The organism is Halococcus sp. PRR34 (assembly GCF_028617175.1).
Lineage (GTDB): Archaea > Halobacteriota > Halobacteria > Halobacteriales > Halococcaceae > Halococcus > Halococcus salifodinae.
In genome coordinates this window covers 21377-37797 of record NZ_JAQJDA010000003.1, presented here as the reverse complement: position 1 = coordinate 37797, position 16421 = coordinate 21377, and the positions used below count along the sequence as shown (strand labels likewise).

Below are 16421 nucleotides of genomic sequence, written 5' to 3'. Positions count from 1 at the left end.
ATGCCGCCGAAGCGGTAGCGTTCCCGATTGTTTTCAGCGCCTGACCCGCATGTCGCGACGAACCGCTATCGCGACAGAGAGGAGTCCTCCCACGACGAGGGCGATGGTCGCCACTCCTGCACGGGTACCGGCGGCGAAGAACATCCGACGATTGAACAGATACGACTGACCGTCGTATCTGACCGTCAACTGTCCGGTGTACGGTATTGTAGGGGTTTTCGGGAGCTTGGCCTGTCCCTGGAAAACGTACCGGTTGCCGTCGATGGCCCCTTCGATCAGCCGCTGTTCGGCCGGCGGAAAGTCGGCGTAAACGGCGAAATGACCGCTCGGGGGTGGCGACGCCACGACCTCCCGGAGCACGAACTCGTAGCGAAAGGCCGCGAGGCCGACGACCACCGCCGTCGTGAGCGCCACGATGCCGGCGAAAAAGAGGAGATGGCGGCGTCCTCGCGAGTTCATCATCCCCAATTACTTTGGTTAGTGTAATTATTCTTGCGGAGGGAAACTTCGTGGTACGCGCCCGCTCATCACGGCTCGTAGTCGCTGCCGACGACCTCGCGGATCCGCTCGGCGGTGACCTCACCGATCCCGGACACCTCGCGGAGATCGTCCTCGTTCGCGATCATCACGCCCTCGACCGTCCCGAACGCGTCGAGCAGCGCGCGCGCGGTGACCGGCCCGATGTCCGCGATCGCACTCACGACGTACTCCTGCTGTTCGGCCAGCGTCTTCGCACCTTTCTCGCCGTGGACGCTGACCTCGCGGTCGGCCACTTCCTGTTCCCGCCCGGCGATCACGGCGAGGAGGTCGGCGGTGTCGGCCTCGTCGGTCGTTCGGAGCACGCTCGCGCCGAAGTCAACAGCGAGGGAGGCGAGCGCGCCGCGGATCGCGTTCGGATGGACGTTGCGTTCGCCGTAGAGGTCCTCACCCTCGATCACGACCACGGGCCTGGCGTAGTGACGCGACGCGTCGCCGACCTGCTCGAACAGTGACCTGTCCCCACCGGTCAACGTGTCGAGGAAGTCCGCGACCGACTTGCGCTCGACGACCACCCGGTCCGAGAGCACGTAGTCGCCGACCGCGAGCGTCTCCAATCTGGTTTCGGCCCCCTCGCGTGTCGAGAGGTCGCGCGCGATCGACGAGTCGAGTTCGCGCTGGTCGATCACGATCTCCGTGCTCTCCTCGGCGTCAGCGGCAGCTGTCGCCACGACGCCCGCTTCGTCTTCCTCGTCCGCGTCGTCCGGAGTGGCCGACTCGGCAGTCCCGTCCTCGGCGGCGACCTCCTCTGGCGTCGCGAACGACGCAAGGCCCGACTGCCCGCCGTCACCCGCGGCCGCGTTCGCGGCTGCGTCATCGTCCGTCGTGGCGGATTCGCCAGTCACCGTCGCGTCGCTGCTCTCGAACGAACCGAGAGCCGACTGGGCGAGGTCGGACTCGATGGCTCCGGCGGTGCTTTTCAGCGTTTCGAGCTCATCCTCCATTCGAGACTCCTCGTGGCGGGACTTCCAGAAGTACGCCTCGTCGCGGGTGTCCTCGGCGAGCAACACCATCACCCGCCCCTCCGTCTGGCGACCGGTCCGGCCCTTGCGCTGGATCGATCGGATCGCGGTTGGGACTGGCTCGTAGAAGAGCACGAGGTCGACCTCGGGGACGTCGAGGCCCTCCTCGGCCACCGAGGTCGAGACGAGGACTTCGAACTCGCCCGCCCGAAACTCGTCCAGAGTTTCCTGTTGCTCCTTCTGCGTCATCCCGTCGGATCCCTCCTTGTCGCCCTGGCCCACGAACTTCCGGGTGCTGAAGTGCTCGCCGAGGAAGTCGGTCAGGGTCTCGGCGGTGTCGCGGGACTCGGTGAACACGATGACGCGCTCACCGTCCTCGATCCCGAGGGTTTGGGCGAGCAGGATACGTGCCCGGCGGAACTTCGGGTGGAGGTCGTCGAAGCGCTCTGCCTGATCCATCGCGTCCCTCACCTTGGCCTCGGAGGCGAACCGCTGGGCGGCCTTCGACGCCCCCGAGGAGCGGGCGGCGTTGCGCTGGCGCTCGAAATATCGGCGAAGCGACTCCACGCTCTGAGTCTCGGCGAGCGTGACCGCTCGGCGGAGCTTCATCACCTCGGCGTGGATCGACATTCCCTCGTAGCCCTCGGACTGGTCGTTGTCGATCAGCTGCTGGAGCTCGCTCCGAATTCGGTTGAGGTCGCGCTGGGAGATGTCTGCGCTGGTCGAACGCGTCACGCCGAGTTCCTTCAGCCCTTCGAGCCGGTCCTCGATCACCGCCACGAGGGCGTCGCGGATCGCGAGGATCTCGTCGGGCAGAGTCACGCGCTCCCACTCGACGTCGGTGCGGTGGGTGTACTCCGCGACGTCGGCGTCGTCTTCGGTCATCACCGTCACGGTCGCGAGCCCGAGGTTTTCACAGACCGACCGGATCGCCTCCTCGTCGCCGCCCGGCGAGGCACTCATCCCGGTCACCAAGGGAGCCTCGCTGTCGGCGTGATAGCGCTCGGCGATGTAGTTGTAAGCGTACTCGCCCGACGCGCGGTGACACTCGTCGAAGGTGAGATGGGTCGTAGAATCGAGATCGATCCGGCCGCCGATGAGATCGTTCTCGATCACCTGGGGGGTGGCGATCACCACGCGTGCGCGCTCGAAGAGTTCTTCTCGGTCGTCGGGGCGGACCTCGCCGGTGAACACGACGATCTCCTCGTCGGGGATCGTGAGGGCCTCGCGGTAGAACTCGGCGTGCTGGGTCACGAGGGGCTTGGTCGGCGCGAGTAAGAGTGCCGTTCCACCCACCTCGTGGAGTCGATTCGCCGTCACGAGCAGGCTCACGGTGGTCTTCCCGAGTCCAGTGGGAAGACAGACAAGCGTGTGCCCGCGCGCGGCCTCGCGCGCGAGTTCGACCTGATACTGCCGGCGTTCGAGGACATCCGAAGCCACGAGCGGGCGCTCGACGGACTCCTCGCCGGTCGTCGCCATTGGAGCGCGGTTGTGCACCACTGGGGTTAAGCGTTCGCGTACCGGGCTGGAACTGATCGACACACTCCGGCGGTGTCGGCTGCTGGCGATAGTCATAAGACGAACAGAAATACTAAAGTACATTTATTTGAATATCCAAAAACTATATTGCGAGTGTTAGCTCGTAATATATAATATCGATACTGATATTTACTAGAGCGAATGAAATCTGTGTACGATGGATACCCCCATCAACCGAACCACCGGCAGAAACGCTCTCGTCATCGCCCTCATCGTCGGTCTCGTGATCGGCGGCACGGGCGTCGCCGCAGCACTGACCTTCACCAACCTGAACACGGAGAAGATATCGCTCTTCGGCGCAGACACGGCGTCATCGGATCTCAACATCAAGAGCCAGGATACCTCCGTCTACAGTGAAGACCGGATGGTCGTTCGGCTGACCGCGGAGAACACCGACGCCGACAACCCTCACGAGGCGGATGTCACCGTTCAGATCCTCGACTCGTCCGATAACGTCGTCGCCAAGATGACGAAGCCAGCATCGGTCGCGGCGGGGTCACAACAAGCACTCACCTTCGACTTCAACGAACCCGGCGTCGCTCAGGACTACCAACGCACCTACATCGTCGTCGACCAGACGAGCTAACGACGCGGGCGGATTATCGACCGCCACGATTTTTCGACGCAGCAGAGCCCTTTTAGGAGAGCTATCCAGCGTGAGCAATGGATCGGACGAGAACACTCCCCTAGCGTGGTCCGTGCCTGATACTGAAACATCACTCGTGAGAGGCTGTATCGACGACTTATGAGTAGGGATGGTCGATCAGAGGAACAGCTGTGGCCCTTCGATACCCACGACGAGGCCGGCCTCGATCGCCGCCGCCGCGGCGATCGGGATCGTGAGGTTGTCGTCGATCACGTACCCCCGGACGACGGGCTTCACGCCGTCGGCGATCGTCGCGGCGATCCCCCCCAAAACGGCGGGCACGGCCGGAACGAACGGGATCGCGATGGCGAAACAGATCAGAAAAGTGATCGCGAGCACCGACGCTTCCTTCGCGGTCCGGAGCTCGCCAGATCCGAGCAGGCCGCTGATCGGGTCCGCGATCGTCAGCATCAGGATGGCGGGGAGCGCGACCCGTGGTTCGAACGCGAACGCGACCGCGGTCGCGCCGATCATGTAGAGCGCGTAGCCCGCGATGTTGTCCTGTTCGTACTCACGCGTGAGCGCGTCGTACAGTCGCCAGTCGAGGCCGACGAGTAGTCTTATGGCTTCGAGACAGAGCGCGACGACAGCCCCGGCGAGAATCAGCCACCGGAACTGCCGATACGTCACGAAATCAGCGAGATACGCCACCGGGAGAAGGGTGCCGCTGACGTGGACCGCGCGCCGTCCGACCTCGCTCATCAGCTCTCGAAAGAATCGCCCGCCCGGAGCGCCGCGAGCCGGGACGGCAGCTCCTCGATCGCGACCCGCTGCTGGCCTGTGGAGTCGCGTTCGCGTACCGTCACCGTCTCCTCTTCTAGCGACTCGTAATCGATCGTGACGCAGTAGGGCGTCCCGACCTCGTCCTGACGGCGGTATCGCCGGCCGATGTTGCCCGAGTCGTCGTAGGTCACCGCGAGCCCCGCTTCACGCAGGTCGGCCGCAATCGCCCGCGCGCGCTCGCCCAAACCATCCTTGTCCATCAGTGGGAACACGCCGACGAACGTGGGTGCGAGCTCGTCGGGCAGGGCGAGGTAGCTCCGCGATTCTCCTTCGACCTCGTCCTCGCGGTAGGCGTGATCGAGCACGGTGTAGAGTACGCGCCCGATGCCAAAGGCCGGCTCGATGACGTGGGGAGTGACGTGCTCGCCGGTTTCCGTCTCCTCACGAACTGCAAATCCGGTCGCCTCGGTCGGCACGGAGTGGGTCTCACCGTCGACTTCGACCGTGACCTCGCTCCCCTCGAACGCCGAGGGATCGCGTGCGGCGAGCGACGCGAGTTCGTCGGCGACATCGCCAGCCAATCCCCCGAACTCCGGCCCGAGCACGCTCATGTCGGGGTCGACCGTCGGGCGTTCGGTGGTCCGGGGTTCGTCGTAGGCCTCGAACACCGAGTAGTCCTCGTCGGAGTGGGCGTCGTGTTTCGAGAGGTCGTACGCGCCCCGATCGGCGAACCCGGTGATCTCGATCCAGTTGCCGTCGATCTCCGCCTCGGCGTCCCAGCAGTCCGAAGCGTAGTGGGAGAGTTCGCCAGGCAGGTGCTGGCGGTAGCGGAATCGATCCATGTCGATGCCCATCCGGTCGTACCACTTCCTGGCGATTCCGAGATAGTACGCCACCCACTCGCTCGTGATCGTTCCGTCGGCGAGCGCCTCGCCGATCGTCGTCCACTCGACGCCGCCGTTGCCGTCGTCGGCGTCGCCGTCGTCCTCGCCTTCTTGAGCGGCCGCCGAGTACAGCGGGACCGAGATGTCCTCGACCCGCTCGATCGGGGGGTCGTCGGATTCGGGGTCGACGAAATGTTCGAGCTCGGCCATCGTGAACTCCCGGACCCGGATCAGCGACCGCCGGGGGCTGATCTCGTTGCGGTAGCCCCGACCGATCTGGGCGACGCCGAAGGGGAGCTGGTTGCGGGCGTACTCCGCGAGCCGGGGGAACTCCACGAACATCCCCTGGGCGGTCTCGGGACGGAGGTAGCCACGCGACGACGAGCCGGGACCGATCGAGGTCTCGAACATCAGGTTGAACGGTTCGACCGACTCGCCCGCCAGAACCGTGCCGCACGACGGACACGCGATGTCGTGCTCGGCGATGATTTCGGCGACGCGCTCGGTTCCCAGACTCTCTGCCTCCTCGATGTCAGTGTTGTCCTCGACGAGATGGTCGGCACGGTGAGTCGCCCCGCACTCGGGACATTCCACGATCATGTCGTCGAACGTGTCGAGGTGGCCGGAGGCCTCGAACACCGCTTCGGGCGTCACAGTGGGAGAGTCGATCTCCATGTGGCCCTCACGGGTCACGAACCGATCGCGCCACGCGGCTTCGAGGTTGCGCTTCAGCGCCGCACCCTCGGGACCGTAGGTGTAGAAGCCGCTGGTGCCGCCGTACGCCTCGTTCGCCGGGAAGAAAAACCCGCGACGCTTCGCGAGCTCGACCACCGTCCCGGCGTCGGCGGCCCCGGAGGCCGTCCGCTCGTCCGCTGCCCCGCTGGAATCGCGGGTCGTGTCGGTGGCGTCAGGATCGGTCATACAGGTTCTCCAGCAGGTTCGCGTCCCGGACCACGCCGACGAGTTCGCCGCCGCTCACCAGCGGGATCTGCTCGATGTCGTGGGTGAGCATCGCCTGGGCGACCTCGCGTGCGGGCTGGGTCTTCCCGACGGTGACGACGTCGCCCGTCATGAACTCCCGGACGGGTTCGGCGGGGATCTCGACGTTCCGGGTCGGGAGATAGCGGTTGCCGACCGCCTTGATCCCCTCCCACATCCACTCGTCGTCCTGGTTCGCGATCGATTCGCCGGTTTCGGCCTCGCCCTCGACGATGCGTGCGACGTCGAGGATGTCGACCTCGGTGAGGACGCCACACATCTCGGTGTCGTCGCCGAGCACCACCGCGTAGGGAACGTCGGCGTAGGAGATCTCGCGTTCGGCCACCGTGAGCGGCGTGTCGACGTAGACCGCGTTCACGGTTCGAGAGGCGAGCTCGCCGACCTCGGTGTCGCCCGCGACTTCGTCCTCGGCGATCGCGCGGATCACGTCGGTGATGGTGACGATCCCTTCAAGCCGGCCGTCGACGACGGGCACCCGGCGCGCGCCCTCGGTGACCATGAGGCGAGCGGCGTCCTCGATCGACGTGTCAGCAGTCGTGGTGGGGCCGTTCTCGGCGAGAAGCGCGAGCTGGTCCTCGTCGGGACGTTCGATCAGCGTCTGGCGCGAGACGAGCCCCCGAAACGTCTCCTCACCGTCCTCGTCTTTCACGACGGGGACCGAGGAGAACTCGCGTTCCTGGAGGTATTCGAGCGCGTCGTCGCGCGTGCCCGGCAACGAAACGGTGACGAGTGCGTCGCGGGGCGTCATCACATCGGCGACGTTCATGATGAACCCACTGGGCCGCCCGCCTACTAAGTCGTTACACTTTCGTGTTCAGTCGTCCCGTGGAACGGCGTCGGCTCCCGGGAAGAACTTCTCGGGATCGTCGTGACGGAACGATCCCAACTGCGTGCCGTCGAGCGTCTGGACGTGGGTGTACATCTCGTCGGCCTCGCTCGCCGCTTGTGCGAGCTCCGCCGAGAGGTGGCGCTCGAACGTCCCGGCGAGCAGGATGGCGGTTTCGCTGGCCGGATCGAGGAGGACGGTCACGACGAACACTCGACCGGCAGCCTCGTTCCGGAACACGTCGTATCGCGGGAACTCGCCAGCGGCGTGCGCCTCGGTGAACGCCTCGGCCCGGTTGTCCGGGATCACGTGGGCCAGACCGAACCGGTCCTCGTCACCGGCGTCGGGCGGTTCGGGCGCGGTGTCACCGGCCGAAATCGTGAGCGTGTTCCATCCCTCCTCGTCGTACTCGGCGGCGAGCGCGTCCATGTCCTCGCGCGTCGCCGCCCACGCGTCCTTGAGCGCAGCGGTGTCGGCGTCGAACGCCTCGGTCCGGTCGGTGTCGGGATCGATCTCGGGCATAGTGGTGGCTGAGGCAGCCACGTGGTAAAACCCATTGCTCGGCTGGAACAAGCATACGGTGTCGAGTCACACTCACGGTGAGTGCAGACATTCCTCATGGCGATTCCGGTGTTTGACCCGCGACTGTGGACCGAATTTGCCATATTAATCCATCGGTAACGACAAAGCTTATCACGTCGCACCCGAACCTCACGTTGGACTATGGACGAATCCGATCTGTCACGCCGTCGTTTCCTCCAAGCAACCGGTGGCGCGGCCGCCGCAGCGGCCCTCGCAGGCTGTTCGGGCGGCGGTGGTGGCGACAACGGAAGTGACGGTAACGGCAGTGGTGGCGGTGGCAGCGGAAACGAGAGCACACCCGCTGGGACCGAAGGGGACGCATCGGGCGGCAACGCAAGCGGGGGCAGCGGCAACCAGTCGGGCCAGCAGACCACCGAGGAGGGTCCAGGGAAGACCGACAGAACGTACGAGCTCACCGCTGGGACGATGACCACCTTCGACCCGGTCGCGGCGACCGACACGGAATCCGGGCGGGTAATTCAGAACGTCTTCGACGCGCTGACGAACTACCCGTCGGGGAAGATCAACGTCGAGAACCTCCTCGTGTCGGAGTACGAGACCTCGAACAGCGAGACAACGTACACGTTCACGTTGAAGGAAGGCGCGACGTTCAGCAACGGTGACACGGTGACGGCCTCGGACATCGTCTACTCGTTCGAGCGCCTCGCCGGTTCGGAGCACACCCGACGGTCGGGCTTCATCCTCGGCGATCTCGCGGTGACCCACGAAACCGACGGCGAGGGGAACTACCAGCCAGGGTCGCTCGGCGTGAGCGCCGAGGACGAACGGACGGTCACCATGGAGCTGTCCGAAGCGAACCCCGCGGCGCTGGAGATCATGGCGTACTCCGCCTTCTCGGCGATGCCCGAGAACATCGTGGGCGACGTGCCGGACTACGACGGCACAATGGCTTACCAGGAGTTTTCGTCGTCGAACCCCATCGGTGCAGGGCCGTACACCCTCGAAAGCTACAACAGCGGCACCGAAGCCTCGGTTACCGCCCGTGACGACTACCACGGCGAAGGCCCGATGACCGCGGGTTCGCACTGGCAGATCATCTCCAAGAGCAACGCGCTGTACGCCTACAGCGTCACGAACCGCAACGCGGACCATCCCGTGGTGCCGACCGCGCAGTACAACGCGAGCAACGAAACGAAAGAAGGCGAGAACGAGGCGGGCTACGCCACCGGAACGTACCAGCTCGAAAACGGTCTCTCCGCGGACTTCTACCGGACCGAGGAGCTGGGATGCTTCTACATCGGGTTCAACTGCAGCGCCGTTCCCCAGTACGTCCGCCAGGCGATCGCGTACACGAACAACAATCAGGAGATCGTCGAGAACATCTTCAAGCGGCCCCAGAAAGCGGCGTCCCACTTCGTGCCGCCGAAGATCTACCCCGGCGGTCGGTCGGCGTACGAGCAGCACGCTCAGGACTACCCGTACGCACCTGGAGAGACCGCGATCGACCAGGCTCGTCAGCTCATGGAAGAGAACGGTCACGGGCCGGACAACCCGTACGAGTTCACGATGACGGCCTACGTGTCTTCGACCTGGGCCACCATCCTGAACCTGCTCCGTGACAAGCTCCGGAGCGCGCACATCCGGATGAGCATCAAACAGACCCCGTTCTCGACGCTGGTCGAGCAGTCCCGCTCCGGGAACACCGAGGGATACACCCTCGGCTGGATCGCGGACTGGCCGGCCGCAGGGAACTTCCTGAAGCTCCTCTACCCGCCATCGACCGACACGTCGGCCGACGACAACCTGAGCGGGTTCAACTGGACGGACAGCGATCCCGCCAATCAGGCGGCGAGTGCGTGGGAGAAGATCCAGAACAATCCGGAGCCCGAAGCGGGCCAGCAGGCACGCAACGAGGGTGCCGTCTCGATGCTCGAAGCCACGTGGGAGGGCGTCCCGATGCTGCCGATCTATCACTCGGTTACCCAGCACATGGAGTACCCGTGGGTCTACAAGGATCGCATCGGCGCGATGGGCGGCTCGCGCGCGAAGCACAACACCGTGCAGATCGGCGAGCGTCAGAGCTGAACACGACGGGACGGCCGTCGATATCGGCGTCTCCCGTTGATTCGCCGGTGAACCGACGCTTCGGCCGAGATAGCCGAAACGACCTTACCGAAACAGTCCCAACGAGTGGCAATCAGACACATGATGCGAGCAGGTCACCCCACGACACACGTCGCCAGCGAGTGGCCGGATCGGCGGTAGTAGTTACATGACCAGACGACACACCCGACGAGACATGATTCGACGAAAGAACGATGAGTAGACTCACCTACTTCGCAAAGCGGATCGGGCTGATGATACCGGTCGTGATCTTCGGCACGTCACTGACCTACCTCATCCTGTACGCCGGCCCGATCAACCCCGCAGTGGCGATCGTCGGCCCGAGTGCGGACGCGGCACAGATCAGACAGATCGAACAGCAGCTCGGTCTCAACCAGCCGCTCTGGGCACAGTACTTCGATTTCCTCGGACGGATGCTCACGTTCGACTTCGGTCAGTCGTGGGTCATCAATCCGAACACGTCCATCGTCGACGTCATCGCCCACCGAGTCCCACGGACGATCTGGCTCGGTTTCTGGGCGATCCTGCTCCCGCTGTTCATCGGGATCCCGCTCGGCTTCCACGCGGGGCTGCACCCGAACTCGTGGAGTGATTACCTCGTTTCGCTTGGCGGCATCGTCTGGCGTGCGGCACCCAACTTCTGGCTCGCGGTCATCCTGTTGTTGGGGCTGTCGAACTCGGAGCAGTATCTGTTCGGTTTCAACTGGAAAACGTTCCTCGTGGACACACCACAGCTGATCGGCGCGCCACCGCTCGGCTTCCTCTCGGATCCGCTCGGCGCGATCACGAACCCGGGAGAGTGGTGGACGCAGTTCCTCGCAGCGTTCAAGCGGATCCTCCCGGCGGCGTTCGTTCTCGGTTCGGCATCACTCGGGAACGAACTCAGGATCGGCCGCACCGCGATGTTGGAGACCAAGAACTCGAACTACGTCGAGATGGCACGAGCGAAAGGCGTGAGCGACCGACTACTCGTCTGGAAGCACATGTTCCGGAACGCGCTGATCCCGCTGGTGCCGGTGATCACTGCGGAAGCGGGTCTCCTCATCGGCGGCTCGATCATCGTCGAGGAGGTGTTCTCGATCAGCGGGATCGGACAGCTGTCGTTCCAGGCGATCATCCAGGGTGATGTCCCGCTCGCAGCGGCGCTGACGTTCATCTTCGTGCTGCTGTACGTCGTCATCAACATCACTCAGGACTTCCTCTACACGGTCATCGACCCGCGAGTCAGCTTCGAAGAATAACAATGAGTCAGAAACTTACCCAAGAAGACGAAGGAATCGGAAGCCGGATCCGATCGAATCCACGGCCGGCGTTGGTGTGGGTGTTCGGTGCGCTCGTGTTGCTCGCACCCGAGTTCGGTGCGATAGTGCATCTCATCACGGGAGCCATCCCGGGTATCGGTGCGGTCGACCTCCCGACGCTGCTCTCGCGTGAGCTGATCTCGAACCAGGGCTACCAACTCCCGAACGGCAGTTGGGAGGGGACGTTCCTCGGCCTCTCAGCGGCGGCCGCGTGGACGGTGCGGGTCGTCCTCATCTACGCGTACGCGTTTGCATGGCTCGGGTGGCTCTGGTACGGCTATCTCACGTTCCGCCGGAACTACCGGTTCGCCGACTGGACGCCGACCGACGACCGGATCGACCGGCTTCGCGACCACCGCTGGGGGCAGTTCGGCTTCGTCGTGGTGTTCGCGTTCGTGATGTTTGCGATGTTCGCCCCAGCACTCGGTCCGACGACACTCGAAAGCAACATCGTCGATCCGTACAGCCACGAGGTGACGTACTACGACGACGAGGTGGGCGAAGTCGCGACCGCCTCGGTCGGCACGGCGAACCTCGCCTCACAGTCACAAGGGACCCCTGACGAGAACTACGGACTGTGGAGTTACGACGAGTACGATCGGTTCCACCCCGCAGGAACGATCACGAACGGCAAGGACATGTTCACGTTCTTAGTATATGGGGCACGGATATCGCTGTTCATCGCGCTGAGTTCGACGCTGCTCGCTGGCGGGATCGCGCTCGTGCTCGGTCTGATAACGGCGTACTACAAGGGACTCGCGGATCTCGTGACCGTCGTCGCCAGCGACGCGTTCGCGTCGATACCGTTCTTGCTGTTGCTGATCATGCTTTCGGTCGTGCTCAGCGACACGTGGATCGCCAACGTCTACAACGGCGCGCTCCTCCTCGTGTTCATCTTCGGCCTGTTCTTCTGGCCGGGCTACTGGCGGACGATCCGTGGTCCCGCGTTTCAAACTGTGGAGAACGAGTGGATCGACGCCGCGAAGAGCTACGGTCAGGCACCGTTCACGCTAATGAGAAAGCATATCGCGCCGTACGTCGTGAGCTATCTCCTGATCTACGCGTCACTCGGGCTTGGCGGGATCATCATCACCACGGCTGCACTGTCGTATCTCGGGCTCGGCATCACCGCACCGACGCCCGAATGGGGCCGACTCGTCAATCTCGGCCAGCAGTACGTTCCGACGGTCTCGTGGCACATCTCGATCATCCCGGGGCTCGCGATCGTGCTGGTCGTGACCGGGTTCAACGCGCTCGGTGACGGGATCCGCGACGCGATCGATCCCGAGAGCGAAGGGAGCACCGAAGGTGGCGCTGCCGCCGCCGGAGGTGGCGGATGAGTCAGCACCAGGCGAGGCGATCGACGCGCGGGGACGGGGAGACCGTCCTTTCGGTCGAGGAACTCCGGACGGCGTTTTTCACCGACAAGGAGACGATCTACGCCGTCGACGGCGCGAGCTTCGACCTCCGGCGGGGCGAAACCGTCGGGATCGTCGGCGAGAGCGGTTCGGGCAAGAGCGTCACCGCGCGCTCGATCATGGGACTGATCGAGTCCCCCGGCCGTGTCCTGGATGGGAGTTCGATCAAGTACCACAACCCCGAAACCGTCGAACGGCTCGCCGACCAGTTTGCCGGCGAAGTCACGTACCGTGACGGCGACGGCGAGCCCGAGGGCGATGGCTGTATCGTCCTCGACGACGACGAGGGGACGAACGGAACCCGCGGCTACGTCGACCTCGCACGTGCGCCTCAGAAAGTCGTCAAACGGACCCGTGGCGGCGACATCGCCATGATCTTCCAGGACCCACTGAGCAGCCTCAATCCCGTCTACACCGTGGGCAACCAGATCAAGGAGGCGCTCAAGCTCCACCGAGATATGAGCGGGCGCAGCGTGACCGACGAAGCCGCGGAGCTGCTCGAAGCCGTCGGGATCCCCGACGCCAGGATGGCGCTGCGGGAGTACCCCCACCAGTTCTCCGGCGGCCAGCGCCAACGGATCGTGATCGCGGTGGCCTTAGCTTGTGATCCCGAGGTGCTGATCTGTGACGAGCCCACCACCGCACTCGACGTCACGATCCAGGCTCAGATCCTCGATCTCCTCGACGACATCCAGCGCGAACGCGATCTCGGGATCGTGTTCATCACTCACGACATGGGGGTGATCTCGGAGATCTCCGACCGCGTGAACGTGATGTACGCCGGCGAGATCGTCGAGACCGCACCGGCAGAGACGCTGTTCACCGATCCCGCCCACCCCTACACCCGAGGGCTTCTCGAAAGCATTCCCGGTCGAAATCCGGGTGCCGATCGGCTCACGACCATCGAGGGCGACGTTCCGACCCCGAACCAGCCAGCGACCGACTGTCGGTTCGCGCCCCGGTGTCCCGAACAGTTCGACGCCTGTACCCAGGTTCATCCAGAGTCGGTCTCGGTCACCGAGGCCGCGACCGATCACACCACGGCCTGTCTGCTGTACCCCGACGACCGCTCGCGCGAGGACGCAGTCGACCTCCACGAGCGCCGCGGACGCGGGGACACGGACGACGAAGCCAACCGAACGGAGGCACGACGATGAGCCAGGAGATCACCGCGACCGACGAACGGCAGCGCTCGGACGCCCTCGTCGAGATCGACGGGCTGAAGACCTACTACGAGAGCGGCGGTATCCTCGGCGGCGATCCGGTCAAGGCCGTCGACGACGTCACGTTCGACATCCGTCGCGGCGAGACGCTCGGGCTGGTCGGGGAGTCGGGCTGTGGGAAAACCACGCTCGGCCGGACGCTCGTTCGGCTCGAAACCGCCACCGCCGGCGACGTCAGCTACGACGGCACCGACATCACGACGCTGTCGGGCGGCGATCTCAAGGAGTGGCGATCGAACGCCCAGATGGTGTTTCAGGACCCCGATTCGAGCCTCAACGACCGGATGACCGTCGGCGAGATCATCCGCGAGCCGCTCGACGTCCACGCCCGTGGCACGCGCCGCGAGCGCCGCCAACGGGTGCAGGAGCTGCTCGAAACCGTCGGGCTCCAACAGCAACACTACTATCGGTACCCTCACCAGTTCTCCGGCGGCCAGCGCCAGCGGATCGGGATCGCCCGCGCGCTCGCGCTCGAACCCGACTTCGTGGTGCTCGACGAGCCCGTGAGCGCGCTCGACGCGTCGGTGCAGGCGAAGATTCTCAATCTCCTGGAGGATCTCCAGGACGATCTCGGGCTCACCTACCTGTTCATCGCCCACGATCTCTCGGTGGTACGGCACATCTGTGATCGGGTCGCAGTGATGTATCTCGGCAACGTCATGGAGATCGGGCCGGCCGATGAGCTGTTCGCCGATCCGGCGAACCCCTACACCCACTCGCTGCTGTCGGCGATCCCGGACACCGATCCGACGACGAGGATGGAAGACCGGATCACGCTCCGCGGGACGCCGCCCAGCCCGCGCAATCCGCCGGAGGGGTGTCCGTTCACCACGCGGTGTCCGGCGAAGATCCGGCCCGAGGAGTACGCCGACATCGACGACGACGTCTGGGAACGCATCGAAGTGTTCCGCGAGGTCCTCCGTGAGCGGGCGCGCACCGATCGATCGCTTTCGGAACGCGCGAAGGAGCTACTCGGAATGGAGACGCGCTTTTCGGATCTCGACGAGGCCGAGGCCGAGACGTTCGACGATGTCGACGTTCCCCCGGGCGTCCAAACCGAGCTCGATCGCGCCGCCGAACTCGCCCACGAGGGGAGCGAGAGCGACGCACGCGAACATCTGCGCGACACGTTCGGCAGCGAGTGTGACCTCGAAGCACCGACCCACCACGAGGTCAGCGAGGCGGGTCGCCAGAGCCTCTGTCACCGACACAAACCCGAGCACGACAGCCCCGCGGCGTTCTTCGAGGGACACTCCGTCGGCGATCGATGAACGACGACCACCCTCGTCAGAGGCCGGGCGAGGGGGCGACGAGGCGCGACCAGCCACCGGTACTGCTGCTCAAGCTGCTCGATCTCTGTCTCTACGGCCTCACGATCGCGATCGTCCTCGTCTGTGTCGCGACGGTCGTGAGCTTCGCGTTCGGGGCCGGTTGGGGCGGGAGCAAGTATCTCCTGTTCGTGATCGGATTCTTGCTGTTCGGGCTCGGTGCGATCGGAATGCGTCCGAAAGGAGCCTGGAAGGACGACGACGACGATGACGACGAGGCGCGACGCGTATCGAGCGACGACGAAACCAGATTCCAGGCGTTCGTTCAGTCGATCCCGCCGTTGCGACGGTACGAACTCGACCCCGACGACCGGCTCTCGCTCGCCGCGAAGCTGTTCGTCGGAAGTCTGCTCGTGCTCGGCGCGTCGTTCGCCATGGAGACGGTGTTCGGCATCAGGATCTGAAACCGGCGAAGCGTGATCGCTGAAACGGCGTCGTCGGGCAGCTCCTTGTCACGCATTAGCGATCGAGTGAACGGCATCGAACAGCGACCGTTCGATCGGTTCTACGACGATTAGTCGACCGGGAAAACGTGTTCCGATAGCATCGGTTCGACGCGTTTATATTCCGGTGGTATGTACTCACATAGTATGACGCCGGATGCGACCGCCGCGGCGGCACCCGTCGTGGCTGACGACATCATGGCCTCGGTCGACGATGACGGCAGTGTGGAGCGGTTCGTCATCGCCGACATCTCCCGCGACGACGCGTGGGTTGCGATGGCGCTCGACGGGGCAGCATCGCTTCCGGACTGGCGATAGGGCTTTTCGCGGGTATCGACGGCACTCCTAACCGTTCGACGAGCCGCTGTCAGTGACTGGGGAGCGGCAGCGTTCTGACCTGTTCTTCGTGTCGTGCGTCGTGAAGCACCAGCTCCGAGATCGTCCACTCGATCGGTTCGACCTCGACGGCCGCGAGGTCGCGAGCGCGGTCCGTGGAGCCGCCGCGGGCGAGGGTCACGTGGGGAACGTACTCGTCGCCTTCGAGGTCGGGGATCGGGTCGAACGCCGCGACGAGCCGTCGATGGATGTCGTGGAGACCGGGGCTCTCGATCGCGACGTACGCCACTGGGCCAGGCCCACGAACCGGGGTCTCGAACCAGTCGATTCCCGTCGCACGTGCCTCGACGGCTGGTGCGCCGGCGAGTGCACGGCGCACCCGTTCGAACAGTCGATCCGGCGCGAGGTCGTCGGCCTCGAAACGCTTGCACACGAGCGTGTGGCGCTCGCGGACCCGATCGAACCCGACGAGGCGGGGGTGGAGAGTGGCGGCGAGACGTTCGATCCCGCCGGGAATCGGGACGTTGAGGCTGTACACGACCACGCTCGGCGCGCCGGCGTGATGACGATGACGGTCACGTGGCGTGGT

15 protein-coding genes are annotated in these 16421 nt (G+C 64.7%); 8 read left to right on the top strand and 7 right to left on the bottom strand.

Going from position 1 to position 16421, the window contains the following annotated elements:
- Positions 1 to 33: 33 nt before the first annotated feature.
- Positions 34 to 459 (bottom strand): hypothetical protein, encoded by a 426-nt coding sequence (locus PHA81_RS05095; RefSeq protein WP_152424389.1) that lies wholly within the window; start codon positions 457 to 459, stop codon positions 34 to 36.
- A gap of 68 nt (positions 460 to 527) precedes the next feature.
- Positions 528 to 2978 (bottom strand): DEAD/DEAH box helicase, encoded by a 2451-nt coding sequence (locus tag PHA81_RS05090; RefSeq protein ID WP_005039941.1) that lies wholly within the window; start codon positions 2976 to 2978, stop codon positions 528 to 530.
- Positions 2979 to 3195: 217 nt separating this feature from the next.
- On the opposite strand from PHA81_RS05090, the gene PHA81_RS05085 reads away from it, so the two are divergent.
- A complete protein-coding gene (locus PHA81_RS05085; RefSeq protein ID WP_005039943.1) occupies positions 3196 to 3624 on the top strand; it encodes a hypothetical protein in 429 nt (142 codons plus the stop codon).
- A gap of 177 nt (positions 3625 to 3801) precedes the next feature.
- Here PHA81_RS05085 and PHA81_RS05080 read toward each other — a convergent pair whose 3' ends face one another.
- The 4 genes from PHA81_RS05080 to PHA81_RS05065 are packed head-to-tail and all read right to left on the bottom strand — an operon-like array spanning position 3802 to position 7638.
- The gene (locus PHA81_RS05080) at positions 3802 to 4386 is read right to left on the bottom strand and encodes a hypothetical protein (protein ID WP_005039945.1); all 585 of its coding nucleotides are present in this window, start codon (positions 4384 to 4386) and stop codon (positions 3802 to 3804) included.
- A complete protein-coding gene (gene glyS / locus PHA81_RS05075) occupies positions 4386 to 6212 on the bottom strand; it encodes a glycine--tRNA ligase (RefSeq protein ID WP_005039947.1) in 1827 nt (608 codons plus the stop codon). The genes PHA81_RS05080 and glyS overlap by 1 nt, the downstream gene beginning before the upstream one ends.
- Entirely contained in the window at positions 6199 to 7056 is an 858-nt protein-coding gene (locus PHA81_RS05070) for a CBS domain-containing protein (protein ID WP_005039949.1), read from the bottom strand. Before PHA81_RS05070 ends, glyS begins: the two co-directional genes overlap by 14 nt.
- Before the next feature lie 48 nt (positions 7057 to 7104).
- Positions 7105 to 7638: a hypothetical protein gene (locus PHA81_RS05065; protein WP_005039951.1), complete on the bottom strand. Its 534-nt coding sequence runs from the start codon at positions 7636 to 7638 to the stop codon at positions 7105 to 7107.
- A gap of 201 nt (positions 7639 to 7839) precedes the next feature.
- Here PHA81_RS05065 and PHA81_RS05060 point away from each other — a divergent pair, with 201 nt between their 5' ends.
- The 7 genes from PHA81_RS05060 (at position 7840) to PHA81_RS05030 (ending at position 15814) form a co-directional block, all read left to right on the top strand.
- Complete coding sequence (locus PHA81_RS05060; protein ID WP_005039953.1) at positions 7840 to 9744, top strand: ABC transporter substrate-binding protein; 1905 nt, start codon at positions 7840 to 7842, stop codon at positions 9742 to 9744.
- A gap of 233 nt (positions 9745 to 9977) precedes the next feature.
- Positions 9978 to 11024, top strand: a complete 1047-nt coding sequence (locus PHA81_RS05055) for an ABC transporter permease (RefSeq protein ID WP_005039955.1) — start codon at positions 9978 to 9980, stop codon at positions 11022 to 11024.
- Between the two features lie 2 nt (positions 11025 to 11026).
- A complete protein-coding gene (locus PHA81_RS05050) occupies positions 11027 to 12424 on the top strand; it encodes an ABC transporter permease (RefSeq protein ID WP_005039957.1) in 1398 nt (465 codons plus the stop codon).
- Positions 12421 to 13659: an ABC transporter ATP-binding protein gene (locus PHA81_RS05045; RefSeq protein ID WP_005039960.1), complete on the top strand. Its 1239-nt coding sequence runs from the start codon at positions 12421 to 12423 to the stop codon at positions 13657 to 13659. The genes PHA81_RS05050 and PHA81_RS05045 overlap by 4 nt, the downstream gene beginning before the upstream one ends.
- Positions 13656 to 14996 carry an ABC transporter ATP-binding protein gene (locus PHA81_RS05040; RefSeq protein WP_005039961.1) on the top strand — a complete coding sequence of 447 codons (1341 nt, stop codon included), beginning with the start codon at positions 13656 to 13658 and terminating at the stop codon, positions 14994 to 14996. The genes PHA81_RS05045 and PHA81_RS05040 overlap by 4 nt, the downstream gene beginning before the upstream one ends.
- Complete coding sequence (locus PHA81_RS05035) at positions 14993 to 15457, top strand: hypothetical protein (protein WP_005039963.1); 465 nt, start codon at positions 14993 to 14995, stop codon at positions 15455 to 15457. The genes PHA81_RS05040 and PHA81_RS05035 overlap by 4 nt, the downstream gene beginning before the upstream one ends.
- 186 nt (positions 15458 to 15643) lie before the next feature.
- Positions 15644 to 15814: a hypothetical protein gene (locus tag PHA81_RS05030; protein WP_005039965.1), complete on the top strand. Its 171-nt coding sequence runs from the start codon at positions 15644 to 15646 to the stop codon at positions 15812 to 15814.
- A 49-nt stretch (positions 15815 to 15863) separates the two neighbouring features.
- Here the strand turns inward: PHA81_RS05030 and PHA81_RS05025 are convergent, their stop codons facing one another.
- Positions 15864 to 16376 carry a 2'-5' RNA ligase family protein gene (locus PHA81_RS05025; protein WP_005039967.1) on the bottom strand — a complete coding sequence of 171 codons (513 nt, stop codon included), beginning with the start codon at positions 16374 to 16376 and terminating at the stop codon, positions 15864 to 15866.
- Positions 16377 to 16421 lie beyond the last annotated feature (45 nt).